General features: G+C 67.4%; 14 protein-coding genes. 12 read left to right on the plus strand and 2 right to left on the minus strand.

Features of this window, described 5'->3' with window-relative positions; all coding sequences use genetic code 11:
- Positions 1 to 57: 57 nt before the first annotated feature.
- From HSX14_RS02030 to HSX14_RS02065, 8 genes are all read left to right on the plus strand, one after another.
- Complete coding sequence (locus tag HSX14_RS02030) at positions 58 to 1,677, plus strand: 5-guanidino-2-oxopentanoate decarboxylase (protein ID WP_173176624.1); 1,620 nt, start codon at positions 58 to 60, stop codon at positions 1,675 to 1,677.
- Positions 1,674 to 2,477 (plus strand): ABC transporter ATP-binding protein, encoded by an 804-nt coding sequence (locus HSX14_RS02035; protein WP_173176622.1) that lies wholly within the window; start codon positions 1,674 to 1,676, stop codon positions 2,475 to 2,477. Before HSX14_RS02030 ends, HSX14_RS02035 begins: the two co-directional genes overlap by 4 nt.
- Before the next feature lie 48 nt (positions 2,478 to 2,525).
- Complete coding sequence (locus HSX14_RS02040; protein ID WP_173176613.1) at positions 2,526 to 3,302, plus strand: transporter substrate-binding domain-containing protein; 777 nt, start codon at positions 2,526 to 2,528, stop codon at positions 3,300 to 3,302.
- 34 nt (positions 3,303 to 3,336) lie between these two features.
- Positions 3,337 to 4,050, plus strand: a complete 714-nt coding sequence (locus HSX14_RS02045) for an ABC transporter permease (RefSeq protein WP_173176611.1) — start codon at positions 3,337 to 3,339, stop codon at positions 4,048 to 4,050.
- An 8-nt stretch (positions 4,051 to 4,058) separates the two neighbouring features.
- The gene (locus tag HSX14_RS02050; protein ID WP_173176609.1) at positions 4,059 to 4,748 is read left to right on the plus strand and encodes an ABC transporter permease; all 690 of its coding nucleotides are present in this window, start codon (positions 4,059 to 4,061) and stop codon (positions 4,746 to 4,748) included.
- A gap of 31 nt (positions 4,749 to 4,779) precedes the next feature.
- Positions 4,780 to 5,961 carry a pyridoxal phosphate-dependent aminotransferase gene (locus HSX14_RS02055; RefSeq protein WP_173176607.1) on the plus strand — a complete coding sequence of 394 codons (1,182 nt, stop codon included), beginning with the start codon at positions 4,780 to 4,782 and terminating at the stop codon, positions 5,959 to 5,961.
- A gap of 85 nt (positions 5,962 to 6,046) precedes the next feature.
- Entirely contained in the window at positions 6,047 to 7,792 is a 1,746-nt protein-coding gene (locus HSX14_RS02060; protein WP_173176605.1) for an amidohydrolase, read from the plus strand.
- Positions 7,793 to 7,795: 3 nt separating this feature from the next.
- Positions 7,796 to 8,716 (plus strand): CobW family GTP-binding protein, encoded by a 921-nt coding sequence (locus HSX14_RS02065; RefSeq protein ID WP_173176603.1) that lies wholly within the window; start codon positions 7,796 to 7,798, stop codon positions 8,714 to 8,716.
- 4 nt (positions 8,717 to 8,720) lie between these two features.
- On the opposite strand, the gene HSX14_RS02070 is transcribed toward HSX14_RS02065, so the two are convergent.
- On the minus strand, positions 8,721 to 9,779 hold the full coding sequence (locus HSX14_RS02070) for a polyamine ABC transporter substrate-binding protein (protein ID WP_173176601.1): 1,059 nt from the start codon (positions 9,777 to 9,779) through the stop codon (positions 8,721 to 8,723).
- Between the two features lie 197 nt (positions 9,780 to 9,976).
- Positions 9,977 to 11,353 (minus strand): glutamine synthetase family protein, encoded by a 1,377-nt coding sequence (locus HSX14_RS02075; RefSeq protein WP_111263696.1) that lies wholly within the window; start codon positions 11,351 to 11,353, stop codon positions 9,977 to 9,979.
- Between the two features lie 276 nt (positions 11,354 to 11,629).
- Between HSX14_RS02075 and HSX14_RS02080 the strand changes: the two genes are divergently transcribed.
- The 4 genes from HSX14_RS02080 to HSX14_RS02095 all read left to right on the plus strand — a co-directional run bounded on the left by HSX14_RS02080 (position 11,630) and on the right by HSX14_RS02095 (position 16,467).
- Positions 11,630 to 12,382, plus strand: coding sequence for a gamma-glutamyl-gamma-aminobutyrate hydrolase family protein (locus HSX14_RS02080; protein ID WP_173176599.1), 753 nt, complete (start codon positions 11,630 to 11,632; stop codon positions 12,380 to 12,382).
- Positions 12,383 to 12,424: 42 nt separating this feature from the next.
- Complete coding sequence (locus tag HSX14_RS02085; protein WP_111263694.1) at positions 12,425 to 13,783, plus strand: glutamine synthetase family protein; 1,359 nt, start codon at positions 12,425 to 12,427, stop codon at positions 13,781 to 13,783.
- 64 nt (positions 13,784 to 13,847) lie between these two features.
- Complete coding sequence (locus HSX14_RS02090; RefSeq protein WP_173176597.1) at positions 13,848 to 15,218, plus strand: aspartate aminotransferase family protein; 1,371 nt, start codon at positions 13,848 to 13,850, stop codon at positions 15,216 to 15,218.
- 148 nt (positions 15,219 to 15,366) lie between these two features.
- Positions 15,367 to 16,467 (plus strand): polyamine ABC transporter substrate-binding protein, encoded by a 1,101-nt coding sequence (locus tag HSX14_RS02095; protein WP_173176595.1) that lies wholly within the window; start codon positions 15,367 to 15,369, stop codon positions 16,465 to 16,467.
- The last annotated feature ends 37 nt before the right edge of the window (positions 16,468 to 16,504 follow it).

Genomic DNA, 16,504 nt, shown 5'->3' on the forward strand with positions numbered 1-16,504 from the left:
CCGGACTGCCCTCCGGCCCCGCGCCGGGAGCCCATACCAATAACAAGAGGTGCTCGCATGACCAGTTGCGCCCAGGCGCTCGTCCAGCTGCTCGAAGGCTATGGCGTGGAGACCGTCTTCGGCATCCCCGGCGTGCACACCGTCGAGCTCTATCGCGGCCTCGCCGGCAGCCGCCTGCGTCATCTCAGCCCCCGCCACGAGCAGGGGGCCGGCTTCATGGCCGACGGCTACGCCCGCGCCAGCGGCAAGCCGGGCGTGTGCTTCATCATCACCGGCCCGGGCATGACCAACATCCTCACCGCCATGGGCCAGGCCTACGCCGATTCGGTGCCCATGCTGGTGATCTCCACCACCAGCCGTCGCGAACACCAGCGCCTGGGCCACGGCTACCTGCATGAGCTGCCGGACCAGCGCGCCATGGTCGCCGGCGTCTGCGCCTTCAGCCATACGCTGCAACGGCCCCAGGAGCTGCCGGAGGTGCTGGCCCGCGCCTTCGCCCTGTTCCGCTGCGCGCGGCCCCGCCCGGTGCATATCGAGATTCCCCTGGACGTCTTGGAGCTGCCCGCCGACGGCCTCGACCTGTGCCCCCGTGCGCTGCCCCAGGCCGCCGCCCCGGCGCCGGCCGCGGTGGCCGAGGCTGCGGCCCTGCTGGCCGGGGCGCGCCGGCCGCTGGTCCTCGCCGGTGGCGGTGCCCGGGGTGGCGCCGCCGCCCTGCGCGAGCTGGCCGAGCGCCTGCAGGCACCGGTGGCGCTGACCACCAACGCCCGTGGCCTGTTGCAACCGGACCACCCGCTGCTGCTCGACGGCGTGCAGTCATCGGCCCATGGCCGCGCGCTGTTCGCCGAGGCCGATGTGGTGCTGGCGGTGGGCACCGAACTGGGCGAGACCGACTACGACTTCTTCGGCCTCGGCCCCCTGTCGCTCGAGGTGCCGGTGATCCGCCTGGATATCGACCCGCTGCAGATACTCGGCGTGCAGCGCGCCGAAGTCGGCCTGCTGGGCGATGCCGGGCTCGGCTTGCGGGCCCTGCTCGCGGCCCTGCCCCCTGCCATGCGTGACGGCGGCTGGGCGCAGGCCGCCGTGCGCCGGGTGAACGCCGCCGAACGCGAGCTCTGGAGCCTCCGGCAACGGGCGATGCAGGCGCTGCTCGACACCCTGCGTGACGCCCTGCCGGCGCCGGTACTGGTCGGCGACTCGACCCAGCCGGTGTACCAGGGCGCCCTCGGCTATCGCGCCCCGCTTCCCGGCAGCTGGTTCAATGCCGGCACCGGCTACGGCACCCTCGGCTATGCCCTGCCGGCCGCCATCGGCGCCAAGCTGGCGCTCCCCGCGCGGCCGGTGCTGGCGCTGGCCGGCGACGGTGGCGTGCAGTTCTCCAGCGCCGAACTGATCGCCGCCCGCGAGGCGGGGATCGGGGTGATCCTGGTGCTGTGGAACAACCACTGCTACGGCGAGATCCGCGACTACATGGTGGCCCGCGAGGTGCCGCCCCTGGGCGTGGATATCCTCGCCCCGGACTTCGCGGCCCTGGCCCGTGCCTGCCACGTCAGCCACCACGCGGTGCGCAGCCTGGAAGCCCTGCGCGAATTGCTCGGCAGCCTGGCCGAGGCCCGCGAGCCGCACCTGATCGAACTCGACGCCGCCGACTTCCTGCCGGCCAGGGGAGAAACCCGATGAACACGACCCATCCCGCAGCGGCGCCGACCACGCCGCCCGTGGTCGCCCTCGACGCGCTGCACAAGAGCTACGCCGAGCACCACGTGCTCAAGGGGATTTCCCTGGAGGCCCGCGAGGGCGACGTGGTTTCGCTGATCGGTGCAAGCGGCTCGGGCAAGAGCACGCTGTTGCGGTGCATCAACCTGCTGGAGATCCCCGATGCCGGCAGCCTGCACATCAATGGCGAGAAGGTCGCGCTCAAGCGTGACCGCGCCGGCCACGGCCGCATCGGCGACCCGCGCCAGGTGGAGCGCCTGCGCACCCGCCTGAGCATGGTGTTCCAGAACTTCAACCTGTGGCCGCACCGCACGGTGCTGGAGAACGTCATCGAGGCGCCGGTGCATGTGCTCGGCGAGAAGCGCCAGGACGCCATCGGCCACGCCGAGCAGTTGCTGGAGCGGGTCGGCCTGGCGGACAAGCGCCACGCCTACCCGGCCTTCCTCTCCGGTGGCCAGCAGCAGCGCGTGGCCATCGCCCGGGCGCTGGCGGTGCGGCCGCAGGTGCTGCTCTTCGACGAACCGACCTCGGCGCTCGACCCCGAGCTGGTCGGCGATGTGCTGCGGGTGATCCGGGGCATCGCCGAAGAGGGCCGCACCATGATCCTGGTGACCCACGAGATGGCCTTCGCCCGCGATGTGTCCAGCCGGGTGGTGTTCCTCCACCAGGGCCGCATCGAGGAGCAGGGCCCGCCTTCCCAGGTGCTGCTGGACCCGCGCAGCGAGCGCTGCCGGCAGTTCGTGATGGCCCAGGACAACCGCTGAATCCCCCGGCAGCCTGCCGACAACAACGACCACAACGAGGGACACACCATGAAAAGAAGCCTCATCGCCCTGCTCCAGGCCGCCCTGCTGGCCGGCGTCGCCAGTGTCGCCGTGGCCCAGGAGAAGATCGTCTTCGGCATCGCCCAGGAAGCCTACCCACCCTTCTCCTTCAAGAGCGGCCAGGGCCAGTGGAGCGGCTTCGAGCCGGAGCTGATCGCCGCCCTGTGCACGCGCATGCAGGTGCAATGCCCGCTCAACGAGATGGCCTGGGACGGGCTGATCCCCGCGCTCAAGGCGCAGCAGGTGGACGTGGTGCTGAACTCGCTGTCGATCACCCCCGAGCGCCGCGAGGTGGTGGATTTCAGCGAGCCCTACTTCTTCACGCCCGCCCTCTGGGTCGCCGACCGCAGCCTGGACGTGCAGCCCACGCCCGAAGGCCTGAAGGGGCTGATCATCGGCGTGCAGGGCTCGACCACCCACTCCGCCTATGCCAAGAAGTACTTCGGCAAGGACTCCACCGTGCGCTACTACAACGCCCAGGACGACATCCTCGCCGACCTGCGCAGCGGTCGCATCGACATCATGCTCGCCGACCAGCTGGCGGTGGAGCCGGTGCTCGAGCTGCCGGACAACGCGATGCTCGCCGGCAAGGGCGTGGCGCCGCAGGACCCGCTGTTCGGCGAAGGCGTGGGCGCGGCGGTGCGCAAGGGCAACGACGCCCTGCGCGAGCGCCTGAACCTGGCCTTGCAGGCGCTGCGTGACGACGGCACCTACGACACCCTCCGCGGGCACTATTTCAAGGCCGACATCTCGGCCCGGCAGTGATGTGCAATCGGCCATTTCCCTCGCAGGTGCATTCATGAGCGCTACCGATTTCCACCGGCTGATGTTCGCCGACGGCTGGCTGCAGGCCCTGGCCCAGGGGGCGATCAAGACCCTGGGCATCTCCATCGGGGCCTTCGTGCTCGGCCTTTCCGTGGGCCTGCTGGTCGCCCTGGTCAAGCTCTGGGGGCCACGCTGGCTGGTGATCTGCGCCAACGGCTACACCACGCTGTACCGCGCGGTGCCCGAGCTGCTGCTGATCCTGTTGCTGTACTACGCGGGCTCCGACCTGCTCAACCTGCTGATGGCCGCCGCCGGCCAGCCGCCGGTGGAGGTCAACGGCTTCCTCGCCGGCATCGTGGTGCTGGGCATCGTCCAGGGCGCCTATTCGGCGGAGATCATCCGCGGCGCCATCGAGGCCATCCCCGTGGGCCAGATCGAGGCCGCGCGGGCCTACGGCATGAAGCCCGCCCTGGTGCTGCGCCGGGTGCTGGTGCCGAGCATGCTGCCCCATGTCGTCGCCGGCCTGTCCAACCTCTGGCTGGTGCTGGTCAAGGACAGCGCGCTGATCAGCGTGGTGGGCTACAGCGAGCTGCTGGGCGCCGGTCGCCAGGCGGCCGCCTCGACCCGGCACTACCTGATGTTCTACCTGGCCGTGGCGGCCTTCTACTACTTGATCACGCTGGTCTCCAGCCTGGTCTTCCGGCGCTTCGAGGCACGCTTCGAACGCTGGATGCCGAGGCTCGCCTAGGAGAGCTCATGGATTTCACCTGGCTGGATGGCTTCACCAGCGAACTGACGCGCGGCGCGCTGCTGACCCTGCAGCTGCTGCTGATCTCGGCCAGCTTCGGCTTCCTGCTGGCCGTCTCGGTGGCCTTGGCGCGCCTGTCGCGCAACCCGCTGCTGTCGGGCACTGCGCGCTTCTACACCAGCGTGCTGCGGGGCACGCCGCTGCTGGTGCAGATCTACATCCTCTACTACGGCGTGGGCAGCGTCTTCGCCAGCTTCCCGCTGATCCGCCACAGCCTGCTCTGGCCCTACCTGCGCGAGGGCTTCTGGTACGTCGCCCTCGCCCTGACCCTGAGCGTCGGCGCCTATGTCGGCGAGGTGCTGCGCGGCGGCCTGCGCGCGGTGCCCCGTGGCGAGCTGGAGGCGGCGCGGGCCTACGGCATGCGCCCCGCTCAGGTGCTGCGGCGGGTGTGGATGCCGCGGGCGTTGCAGATGCTGCGCCCGACCCTGGCCGGCGAGAGCGTGATGCTGCTCAAGTCCACCGCCCTGGCGTCCACCGTGGCGGTCACCGACCTGCTCGGCGCGGCGAACCTGGTGCGTGCGCAGACGCTGAAGGTGTACGAGCCGCTGCTGGTGGTGGCGGTGGTCTACATCGTCCTGGCCTTCCTCATCGAACAGGGCTTCGCGCGCATCGGCCGTACGCCGCAGCGCCAGGCCTGAACCCATGGAACCGGATCCCAAGGAGCCGTGCATGAAGTATTCATCCCTGGTCGGGCGCATCAGCGGCGAGACCGTCAGCGCCTGGGACATCCACTACGCGGCCTGCGCGGCCCAGGAGCGTGGCGAGGACGCCATCGTCCTGAGCATCGGCGACCCGGACTTCGCGACCGCCGAGCCGATCCGCGCCGCTGCCATCGAGGCTCTGGACCAGGGCGACACCCACTACACCGCAGTGATCGGCCGCACGCCGCTGCGCGAGGCGATCGCGGCCAAGCAGCGCACGCTGCTGGGTATCCCGGTCGAGGTGGACAACGTCGCCGTGGTCGCCGGGGCGCAGAACGGCCTCTACGCCACCGCCATGTGCCTGTTCGAGAGCGGCGACGAGGTGCTGGTGCCGGAGCCGATGTACCTGACCTATGCCGCCAGCATCCAGGCGTCCGGCGCACGCCTGGTGAGCATCGCGCAGCCGGCGGAAGGGGATTTCCGCCTCACCGTCGAGGCGCTGGAGGCGGTGCTCACCGAGCGCACCCGGGGCATCGCCCTGGCCACGCCCAACAACCCCACCGGCAACGTCTATACCGACGAGGAGCTGCAGGCGGTCGCCGAGGTCGCGCGCCGTCACGACCTCTGGGTGCTGTCCGACGAGGTCTATGGCCAGCTCACCTACGACCGACCGCACCGCAGCATCGCTACCCTGGAAGGCATGGCCGGGCGCACCGTGGTGCTCAACAGCCTGTCGAAGAGCCACGCCATGACCGGCTGGCGCGTGGGCTGGGTGGTGGCGCCACCGACGCTGATCGGTCACCTCGACAACCTGATGCTGTGCATGGTCTACGGCCTGCCGGGCTTCATCCAGGCGGCCGCGCTGAAGGCCCTGGAGCTGGACGAAGAAATCGTCGGCGCGGCGCGTGAGCTCTATCGTCGCCGCCGCGACCTTGTCGCCGGGGCGCTGGCCGACGTGCCGCTGCTGCGCTGCAAGGTGCCGGAGGCCGGCATGTTCATGCTGGTGGACGTACGCGGCACCGGCCTTTCGGGGGTGGACTTCGCCTGGCAGCTGTTCCGCGAGACCGGGGTCTCGGTGCTCGACGCCGAAGCCTTCGGCGCCAGCTGCCGGGGCTTCGTGCGGCTCTCGTTCACCGTCTCCGATGCCGAGCTGGAAGAAGCCTGCCGACGCATCGCCGGCTTCATCGAGCGCCTGCAACGCTCGCGCTGACCCACCGCCTCTCCTGACCGATCCAGGCTGACGGCGCATTCACGCGCCGGGCCTGGCCACGCCCGAAAAATCACAAGGTGCCGCCATGACTGACGCCGACAATTTCTCCTCGACCCATTCGGCCACGGGCCATTTCGCCGACCTGATCCTCGACAACGGCCGCATCTGCACCCAGGACCCGGCACAGCCCTGGGCCGAGGCGGTGGCGATCCGCGCAGGCCGCCTGCTGGCCGTGGGCGACCGTGCCGCCGTGCAGGCCTTCAGGGGCCCGGCCACCCGCGTGCATGACCTGGGCGGGGCCTTCTGCATGCCCGGGCTGCACGACATGCACACCCACCCGGACCTGGCGCTGGCGCCGCGCTACAGCGATGACCTCGATGTCGGCATCGAGGACCCGACGCCCGCGCAACTGGAGGCGGCGATCCGCGCCTATGCCGATGCCCACCCCGGCGAGGGCTGGATCCACGGCCAGTACTGGGTGCGCTACACCTTCCGCGAGGCGGGCCTGGTGCCCGGCCGCGCCTGGCTCGATGCGGTGATGCCGGACCGCCCGGTGGCCCTGCTCGATCGCATGTGGGGCACCATGATGGTCAACTCGAAGGCGCTGCAGCTGGCCGGCATCGACCGACACACCCCCGACCCGCGCAACGGCTACCTGGAGCGCGACCCGCTTACCGGCGAGCCCACCGGGCTGATGATCGACGGCGCCTACGCGATGATCCACGCCGCCATGCCGCCGACCCCGGTGGCGGTGCTGCGCCGCGCCTACCGCGACGGCGTGCACTTCCAGAGTTCGCGCGGGGTCACGGCGAGCAAGTACGTGCACGTCTGCGAGCACCGCCTGCAGGCGCTGAAGGCGCTGGACGACGCCGGTGAGCTGACGGTACGCATCGAGGCGGCGATCAGCTGGCAGGACGATATCTTCCCGGTGCGCCGGCGTTGGGAGCTGCTCAGCGGCGAGCGCCACTACTACCGCAGCGCCCGCCTGAGCGCCAATGCGGTGAAGTTCCACTTCGACGGCACGGTGGAGCCGCGTTCGTCCTACCTGCTCACGCCCTGGCCTAACGAGGCGGACTGGCGCGGCAAGCTCAACCTCACCCCGGAACACATCACCGACATGCTGGTGGACATGGACCGCCGGGGCATCCGCGTGATCGCCCACTGCACCGGCGATGGCGCGTCCGACGTGTTCCTCGATGCGGTGGCCGAGGCGCGGCGGCGCAACGGCTTCAGCGGCGTTCGCCACCAGTGCGCCCACAGCACGCTGCTGCACCCGGGCAACCTCAAGCGCTTCCAGGAGCTGCAGGTGATCGCCGAGTTCTCCCCGGCCGCCTGGTACCCGACTCCTTTCGCCAGCGGCGCGCGTTCGGGCTACGGCCAGGAGCGGCTCAAGCGCATCTACGACTTCAAGGGCGTGCTGGAGGCCGGCGGCACGGCGGTGTTCGGCACCGACTGGCCGGTGGCGTCGATCGACCCCTGGCTGGCGCTGGAGACCATGGTCACCCGGCAGAACCCTTGGAACGACGACCCGGCCTGCTTCGGCGAGCCGATCACCCTGGAGCAGGCGCTGCGCGTGGCCACGCGCAATGGCGCCATCGCCATGGGCCTGGAGGCCGTTACCGGCAGCCTGGAGGTGGGCAAGGCGGCGGACCTGATCGTGCTCGACCGCGACCTGTTCGCCCAGCCGGCGCGTGACTACATCCACCGCACCCAGGTGTTGCTGACCTTCGTCGAGGGCCAGCTGGTCTACGACCGCCAGGGCGCGCTGGCCGGGCTCGGCCTGGAGGCGGTCTGGAAGGGCGAGCCACCGGTGATCGAGGCGCAGGGGTAGGCCATGGACGAGCGCATCGCGGTCACGGTGGTGGCGGGCTTCCTCGGGGCCGGCAAGACCACCTTGCTCAATCGCATGGTCCGGCGCGCGGGGGACAGCCGGCTGGCGGTGATCGTCAACGATTTCGGCGCGCTGAACATCGATGCGGCGCTGGTGGCCGAGGTCACCGACGCGGTGTACAGCCTGCAGAACGGCTGCATCTGCTGCACGGTGCAGGAAGACCTGCTGGCGCAGCTGGCCAGCCTGGCGCAGCTCTCGCCGCGCCTGGAGCGCATCGTCATCGAGTGCAGCGGCGTCTCCGACCCGCAGCGCATCGTGCAGACCCTGGGTTATCCACAGCTGCGTGGCCTGTTGCGGCTGGACCTGGTGATCACCCTGGTGGACGCCACCCGCCACCTGGCGCTGGAGGGCGAGTACGCACGGCTGGCCCGCGCCCAGGTTTCGGCGGCCGATGTGCTGCTGCTGAACAAGAGCGACCTGGTGGGCGCGGACGAGCTGGCGCGCCTGCGCGAGGCGTTGCCGGGGCGTGCGCTGCTGCATGTCGGGGTGCAGGCCGACCTGCCGGATTCGCTGTGGCTGGATGCGGAGCCGCCATCCCGGGTGCCCGGAGTGCTGAAGCCGGTGGCGACGGCGGACCACGGGCAGCTGTTCGAGTCCTGGGTCTGGGAAGGCGAGGGGGTCTTCGATGCCGGGCGCCTGCGGGCCTGGCTGGCGGGCCTGCCGGATGCGCTGTTCCGCCTCAAGGGCTGGGTGCGCCTGGAGGCGGCCGGCGGGGCGCTCTGGTTGCAGCAGGTGGGACGGCGCAGCCAGTTCGGCCCGGTGAGCGGGCCGGTGGGCGATGGCATGCGCCTGGTGTTCATCGCCCGGCGTGGGTTCGCCGGGCGGCAGGCGCTGGAGGGCGGGTTGCGCGCTTGCCTGCGCTGAGGGCTCAGTGCCCGTCGCGGAATTCGGCCCAGACCTGGTCGCGGGTGGCGCCGAGCTTGTCCGGCAGGGATTCCAGGGCGAACAGGCGGCGCTTGGTTTCCTTGTCGGGGTAGAGGCCCGGCTGGTCGCGCAGGTCGGCGGCGAGGAATTCGCGGGCGTCGGCGTTGCCGTTGGGGTAGAGGGTTTCGCTGGTGATCTGCGCGGCGACCTTGGGCTGCATCATGAAGTCGATGAAGCGGTGGGCGAGGTCGGCGCGGTTGGCGCTGCTGGGGATGGCGAGGTTGTCGATGAACAGCACCGAGCCCTCGTCGGGCACCACGAAACGCACCGGCTGGCCGGCGGCCGCGGCGCTGAGGGCGTCGCCGACCCAGGCCATGGCGACGCACAGCCGGCCCTTGTTGAGGTCTTCGATGTAGCGCTCGCTGTCGATGTAGCGCAGGTTCGGGCGCAGGCCGCCGAGCAGCTCGGCGGAGCGCTTGAGCCGGCTGGGCGCGGTGCGGGCGAGGGTGCGGCCCTGGTAGGTCATGAGGATCGACAGGGCTTCGTCCGGAGCGTCGAGCACGCTCATGCCGCAGCTGGCCAGGCGCTTGCTCTGCTCGGGCTCGAAGAGGACGCTCCAGCTGGAGGGCAGCGGGCCACCGTAGGCCTTCTCGGCCTGGGGCGTGTTCACCGCGAGGCCGACGGCGCCCCAGAGGTAGGGCACGGCGTGCTGGTTGTTGGGATCGACGGCGGCGAGCTTGCTGAGCAACTGCTTGTCCAGGTGCTTGCGGTTGGGCAGGCGGCTGAAGTCCAGGGGCTGCAGGCGGCCGGCCTTGATCAGTTCGGGAAGGTTGTTGTGGGAGGGCACCACGATGTCGATGGCCTCGCCGCTCTCCATGGCCTTCTGCAGTTCCTCGGCGCTGGCGAAGGTGTGGTAGTCCACGCGGATGCCGGTCTGCTGCTCGAAGTCCTTGAGCACCTGGGGGGCGATGTAGTCGTTCCAGTTGTAGACGCGGATGGTGTCTTCGGCGCTGGCCAGGGTCGGCAACAACGCGAGGAGCAGCGGTGCGAGGAAGCGGGGCATGGAGTCCTCCCTGATGGTTGGCGGAGCATTATTGCTGCGCGTATGTTTCAGCAGGTTGATGCATGTCAGCGACTAGGCCTCTCTGGATCGGGCCTTTGCGCGGTTCCACGGCGCCCTTCCAGCGTCGCGGATGAGGGGACGGGTGGAAATGGCAGGCAAAAAAACGCCGGCCCTGGGGCCGGCGTCTTTCGACTCGCTTACACGGTATGCAGGTACCAGTTGTACTCGAGGTCGGAGATGGAGTGTTCGAACTCCTCCAGCTCGCTTTCCTTGCACGCGACGAAGATGTCGATGTAGTCCGGGCTGATGTACTTGGCCAGGATCTCGCTGTCGTCCAGCTCGCGCAGTGCATCACGCAGGTTGTTCGGCAGGCTCTGCTCCAGCTGCTCGTACGAGTTGCCTTCGATGGGGGCGCCGGGCTCGATCTGGTTGGTCAGGCCGTGGTGCACGCCCGCCAGGATCGACGCCATCATCAGGTACGGGTTGGCATCGGCACCGGCGACGCGGTGTTCGATGCGCACCGCATCCGCGCTGCCGGTGGGCACACGCAGGGCGACGGTACGGTTGTCCAGGCCCCAGCTCGGTGCGTTCGGCACGTAGAACTGCGCACCGAAGCGACGGTAGGAGTTCACGTTCGGGCAGAGGAAGGCCATGGAGGCGGGCAGGGTCTCGAGCACACCGCCGAGCGCATGGCGCAATGCGGCGTTCTGCTCGGGATCCTCGCTGGCGAAGATGTTCTTGCCATGCTTGTCCAGCAGCGAGATATGGACGTGCAGACCGTTGCCGGCCTGGCCCGGGTAGGGCTTGGCCATGAAGGTGGTGTCCATCTCGTGGTCGTACGCGATGTTCTTCACCAGGCGCTTGAGCAGCACGGCGTAGTCGCAGGCCTTGATCGGGTCCGCCACGTGGTGGAGGTTGACCTCGAACTGGGCCGGGGCGCTTTCCTTGACGATGGCGTCGGCCGGGATGCCCTGGACCTTGGCGCCTTCGAGGATGTCCTGCAGGCAGTCGGCGTACTCGTCGAGATCGTCGATCAGGTAGACCTGGGTGGACTGCGGACGCTTGCCGGAGATCGGGGAGCGCGGCGGCTGCGGACGGCCGTTCACGTTCTCCTGGTCGATCAGGTAGAACTCGAGCTCGAACGCGGCGCAGATGGTCAGGCCGAGGTCGTCGAACTTCGCGACGACCTGGCGCAGCACTTCACGCGGGTCGGCGAAGAAGGGCTCGCCTTCCATCTCGTGCATGGTCATCAGCAGTTGCGCGGTGGGGCGCTTCTGCCAGGGCTCGTCGCACAGGGTGCCGGGGATCGGGTAGCAGATACGATCGGCGTCGCCGATGTCCAGGCCGAGGCCGGTGCTTTCAACGGTGGAGCCGTTGATATCGAGGGCGAATAAGGAAGCGGGGAGGTTGATGCCTTTTTCGTAAACTTTGTGGAGGCTGGCGCGTTCGATTCGCTTGCCTCGGACTACTCCATTCATATCTGCGATCAGGAGGTCGACGAACTGGACCTCAGGATGTTCCTTAAGGAACTCGTTCGCTTCTTGAAGCTGAACGGCACGCGGGGGTACCGACATGATGCAACACCTTTCTTGTTAAAAATATCAATCACACGTTCGCTAGGGTGAGAGTCAATCGGAATCCCCTAACGATGTCAATAGCGCACCATTTTGCCCTAAAACAGGGCCATATGGCCAATTTTGGGGCGTTTGAGGGGTATCTGACCCCTCTCGGGGCCATGGCGCACGCGGCGCTCAGCGAGGTGTGTTCGATTTTTTACAGCCCTATTGTGTAAAAAAATGAACAACGCTAAGCTCGGTCGCAACCCATAACAGCAATAAAACGGGTGTCTCATGTCTCGCCTGCCGTTCATCGGCGTAACCGCTTGTACCAAGCAGATCGGTCTGCATCCTTACCATATAGCGGGTGACAAGTATCTTCGTGCGGTGGCCCTTGGCGCCGGCGGTGTTCCTCTGATTATTCCCGCTCTCGGCGAGCTCATCGAGACGACTTCCCTTCTGGCCAGTCTAGACGGCCTGCTGTTCACCGGTTCGCCTTCCAACGTCGAACCCCATCATTATTCCGGCCCGGCCAGCGAGCCCGGCATCCTCCACGATCCGCAGCGCGATGGCACCACGCTTTCGCTGATGCGTGCCGCCGTGGCCGCGGGTGTGCCCGTGCTCGGCATCTGCCGCGGCTTCCAGGAGATGAATGTGGCCTTCGGCGGCACGCTGCACCAGAAGGTGCACGAGGTCGAAGGCCTCATGGACCATCGCGAGCCGGCCGACGAGCCGCTCGAGGTGCAGTACGCACCCCGCCACCCCGTGCATGTGCAGCCGGGTGGCATCCTCGCCGGTATCGGCTTGCCGGCGGAGATCCTCGTCAATTCCATTCATGGCCAGGGCGTTGAACGTCTGGCGCCGGGCCTTCACGTAGAAGCGCTGGCGCCTGACGGGTTGGTCGAATCCTGCTCGGTCGTCGGCGCTGCGAGTTTCGCGCTCGGAGTACAGTGGCACCCCGAATGGCAGGTTCGTTCGAACCCCGATTATCTCGCCATCTTCCAGGCCTTTGGTGAGGCTTGCAGGAAGAGGGCGGGGCAACGCTGAGCTCAGCTATACCAGTTGCAGCTCTCACACCCTGAGGTCTTTATGACTACCAAGTTGGACCAGCTCACAAGCTGGTTGAAAGAACGCAAAATCACCGAAGTTGAATGCTTGATCAGCGACCTTACAGGCATTGCCCGGGGCAAGATCTCGCCGACCAACAAGTTCCTCGACGAGAAGGGCATGCGCCTCCCCGAGAGCGTGCTGCTGCAGACCGTCACCGGCGACTATGTCGAGGACGACGTTTATTACGAGCTGCTCGACCCTGCCGACATCGACATGGTCTGCCGCCCGGACGAGAACGCCGTGTTCCTCGTGCCCTGGGCGCTGGAACCCACCGCGATGGTGATCCACGACACCTTCGACAAGATGGGCAACCCCATCGAGCTGTCGCCGCGCAACATCCTCAAGAAAGTGCTCAAGCTCTACGCCGACAAGGGCTGGCGTCCGATCGTCGCGCCGGAGATGGAGTTCTACCTGACCAAGCGCAGCGACGACCCGGACTACCCGCTGCAGGCCCCGATCGGCCGCTCCGGTCGCCCTGAGACCGGCCGCCAGTCCTTCTCCATCGACGCGGCGAACGAATTCGACCCGCTGTTCGAGGACATGTACGACTGGTGCGAGGCGCAGGACCTGGACCTGGACACCCTCATCCACGAGGAAGGCCCGGCGCAGATGGAAATCAACTTCCGTCACGGCGAAGCCCTGTCCCTGGCCGACCAGATCACCGTGTTCAAGCGCACCATGCGCGAGGCCGCGCTGAAACATAACGTCGCCGCCACCTTCATGGCCAAGCCGATCACCGACCAGCCGGGCAGTGCCATGCACCTGCACCAGAGCGTGGTGGACATCAAGACCGGCAAGAACATCTTCTCCAACGAAGATGGCTCCATGAGCGAGTTGTTCCTCCACCACATCGGCGGCCTGCAGAAGTTCATCCCCGAGCTGCTGCCGCTGTTCGCGCCGAATGTGAACTCCTTCCGCCGTTTCCTGCCCGATACCTCGGCGCCGGTGAACGTGGAGTGGGGCGAGGAGAACCGCACCGTGGGCCTGCGCGTCCCGGATGCCACCCCGCAGAACCGCCGCGTGGAGAACCGCCTGGCCGGTGCCGACGCCAACCCCTACCTGGCCATCGCCGCCAGCCTGCTGTGCGGCTACATCGGCATGGTCGAGCAGATCAAGCCGAGCGCGCAGGTCAAGGGCCGTGGCTACGAGCGCCGCAACCTGCGCCTGCCGCTGACCCTCGAGGACGCCCTCGAGCGCCTGGAGAACTGCAAGCCCCTGGAGAAGTACCTGAGCACCAAGTTCATCAGTGCCTACGTCGCGGTGAAACGCGCCGAGCACGAGAACTTCAAGCGCGTCATCAGCTCCTGGGAGCGTGAGTTCCTGCTGCTTTCCGTCTGATCCAAACGGCGTGCCGCGTTCGTGGCGCGGCACGCCAACCCAGATTTGCATAGAGGTGTAGATAATGAAGAGCCAAGTGACCAACCCCCAGACCCTTGAGTGGCAGGCACTCAGTCGCGACCACCACCTGCCGCCGTTCACCGACTACCAGGCGTTGAATGCCAAGGGCGCGCGGATCATCACCAAAGCCGACGGCGTCTACATCTGGGACAGCGAGGGCAACAAGATCCTCGACGCCATGGCCGGCCTGTGGTGCGTCAACGTCGGCTACGGCCGCGAGGAACTGGTGCAGGCGGCCACCCGCCAGATGCGCGAGCTGCCCTTCTACAACCTGTTCTTCCAGACCGCCCACCCGCCCGTCATCGAACTGGCCAAGGCCATCTCCGAGCTGGCGCCCGAGGGCATGAACCACGTGTTCTTCACCGGCTCCGGCTCCGAAGCCAACGACACCGTGCTGCGCATGGTCCGCCACTACTGGGCGACCAAGGGCCAGCCGAAGAAGAAAGTGGTCATCGGCCGCTGGAACGGCTACCACGGCTCCACCGTCGCCGGCGTCAGCCTCGGCGGCATGAAGGCGCTGCACGAGCAGGGCGACCTGCCGATCCCGGGCATCGTCCACATCGCCCAGCCCTACTGGTACGGCGAGGGTGGCGACATGGCCCCCGAGGAGTTCGGCGTCTGGGCTGCCGAGCAGCTGGAGAAGAAGATCCTCGAAGTCGGCGAGGAGAACGTCGCCGCCTTCATCGCCGAGCCCATCCAGGGCGCGGGCGGCGTGATCGTCCCGCCGGAAACCTACTGGCCGAAGATCCGCGAGATCCTCGCCCGCTACGACATCCTGTTCATCGCCGACGAAGTCATCTGCGGCTTCGGCCGCACCGGCGAGTGGTTCGGCAGCCAGTACTACGGCAACGCCCCGGACCTGATGCCCATCGCCAAGGGCCTGACCTCCGGCTACATCCCCATGGGCGGCGTGATCGTCCGTGACGAGGTGGTCGAGGTGCTCAACCAGGGCGGCGAGTTCTACCACGGCTTCACCTACTCCGGTCACCCGGTCGCCGCCGCGGTGGCGCTGGAGAACATCCGCATCCTGCGCGAAGAGAAGATCGTCGAGAAGGTGAAGGCGGAAACGGCACCGTATTTGCAGCAGCGTTGGCAGGAGCTGGCTGACCATCCCCTGGTCGGCGAAGCGCGCGGGGTCGGCATGGTCGGCGCCCTGGAACTGGTCAAGAACAAGAAGACCCGTGAGCGTTTCACCGATCTGGGCGTGGGCATGCAGTGCCGCGAGCACTGCTTCCGCAATGGCCTGATCATGCGTGCGGTAGGCGACACTATGATTGTTTCGCCGCCGCTGGTGATCAGCAAGGACGAGATCGACGAACTGGTGACCAAGGCCCGCAAGTGCCTCGATCTCACCGCGAGTGCGGTTCTGGGTTGAGCAAATGGGCGAGTTTGCAAACAATCGCATCCCGCGAGCTGTTGTAAGCGCGCCCCTGACCTTGCCAGACTGCGCCAGTGCGTTGGCCAGGCTCACCGGGCGGTGGCGACGCCGCTCGGACACTTAAACAACAAATGGAGCTACCCGCATGTTCAAAACCTTCGGCAAGACCCTGCTCGCCATGACGCTCGCCGGCGCTGTGGCCGGCGTGGCGCAGGCAGAAGACAAGGTGCTGCACGTCTACAACTGGTCTGACTACATCGCCCCGGACACCGTCGAGAAGTTCACCAAGGAAACCGGCATCAAGGTCGTCTACGACGTCTTCGACTCCAACGAGACCCTGGAAGCCAAGCTCCTGGCCGGCAAATCCGGTTACGACATCGTGGTGCCGTCCAACAACTTCCTGGCCAAGCAGATCAAGGCCAAGGTCTATCAGCCGCTGGACAAGTCCAAGCTGCCGAACTGGAAGAACCTGGACCCGAACCTGCTGAAGACCGTCGAGGTCTCCGACCCGGGCAACCAGTACGCCTTCCCCTACATGTGGGGCTCCATCGGCATCGGCTACAACGTCGACAAGGTCAAGGCCGTGCTCGGCGACAAGGCCCCTGTGGATTCCTGGGACCTGCTGTTCAAGCCCGAGAACATCGAGAAGCTGAAGTCCTGCGGCGTCTCCTTCCTCGACTCGCCCACCGAGATCCTGCCGATCGCCCTGCACTACCTGGGCTACAGCCCGACCAGCCAGGACCCCAAGCAGCTCAAGGAAGCCGAGGCGCTGTTCCTCAAGATCCGTCCGCACGTGACCTACTTCCACTCCTCCAAGTACATCTCCGACCTGGCCAACGGCAACCTGTGCGTGGCCGTGGGCTACTCGGGTGACGTGTACCAGGCCAAGTCCCGTGCCGACGAGGCCAAGGCTGGCGTGAAGGTCGCCTACAACATTCCGAAGGAAGGTGCCGGCACCTTCTTCGACATGGTCGCGATCCCCGCCGACGCCGCCAACCCGGACGCCGCCTACGCCTTCATGAACTTCCTGATGAAGCCGGAGGTGATGGCCGAGATCACCAACTTCGTGCAGTTCCCGAACGGTAACGCCGCCGCCACCCCGCTGGTGGACGAGGCGATCCGCACCGACCCGGGCATCTACCCGAGCAAGGAAACCATGGCCAAGCTCTACGCCTTCCCGGACCTGCCGGCCAAGGTGCAGCGCGCGATGACCCGTACCTGGACCACCATCAAGTCGGGCAAGTAACACAAAGACCCACCCTCCGGCGCCCCGCCGGAGGGTG

Origin of the sequence: Pseudomonas tohonis, assembly GCF_012767755.2 — a bacterium.
Lineage (GTDB): Bacteria > Pseudomonadota > Gammaproteobacteria > Pseudomonadales > Pseudomonadaceae > Metapseudomonas > Metapseudomonas tohonis.

Excerpts from the sequence above, each read along its gene's own strand:
- HSX14_RS02060 (WP_173176605.1), top strand. The coding sequence starts at position 6,047 with ATGACTGACGCCGACAATTTCTCCTCGACCCATTCGGCCACGGGCCAT.
- HSX14_RS02065 (WP_173176603.1), top strand. The coding sequence starts at position 7,796 with ATGGACGAGCGCATCGCGGTCACGGTGGTGGCGGGCTTCCTCGGGGCC.
- HSX14_RS02095 (WP_173176595.1), top strand. The coding sequence starts at position 15,367 with ATGTTCAAAACCTTCGGCAAGACCCTGCTCGCCATGACGCTCGCCGGC.
- HSX14_RS02055 (WP_173176607.1), top strand. The coding sequence starts at position 4,780 with ATGAAGTATTCATCCCTGGTCGGGCGCATCAGCGGCGAGACCGTCAGC.
- HSX14_RS02085 (WP_111263694.1), top strand. The coding sequence starts at position 12,425 with ATGACTACCAAGTTGGACCAGCTCACAAGCTGGTTGAAAGAACGCAAA.
- HSX14_RS02075 (WP_111263696.1), bottom strand. The coding sequence starts at position 11,353 with ATGTCGGTACCCCCGCGTGCCGTTCAGCTTCAAGAAGCGAACGAGTTC.
- HSX14_RS02070 (WP_173176601.1), bottom strand. The coding sequence starts at position 9,779 with ATGCCCCGCTTCCTCGCACCGCTGCTCCTCGCGTTGTTGCCGACCCTG.
- HSX14_RS02050 (WP_173176609.1), top strand. The coding sequence starts at position 4,059 with ATGGATTTCACCTGGCTGGATGGCTTCACCAGCGAACTGACGCGCGGC.
- HSX14_RS02040 (WP_173176613.1), top strand. The coding sequence starts at position 2,526 with ATGAAAAGAAGCCTCATCGCCCTGCTCCAGGCCGCCCTGCTGGCCGGC.
- HSX14_RS02030 (WP_173176624.1), top strand. The coding sequence starts at position 58 with ATGACCAGTTGCGCCCAGGCGCTCGTCCAGCTGCTCGAAGGCTATGGC.
- HSX14_RS02080 (WP_173176599.1), top strand. The coding sequence starts at position 11,630 with ATGTCTCGCCTGCCGTTCATCGGCGTAACCGCTTGTACCAAGCAGATC.
- HSX14_RS02090 (WP_173176597.1), top strand. The coding sequence starts at position 13,848 with ATGAAGAGCCAAGTGACCAACCCCCAGACCCTTGAGTGGCAGGCACTC.
- HSX14_RS02045 (WP_173176611.1), top strand. The coding sequence starts at position 3,337 with ATGAGCGCTACCGATTTCCACCGGCTGATGTTCGCCGACGGCTGGCTG.
- HSX14_RS02035 (WP_173176622.1), top strand. The coding sequence starts at position 1,674 with ATGAACACGACCCATCCCGCAGCGGCGCCGACCACGCCGCCCGTGGTC.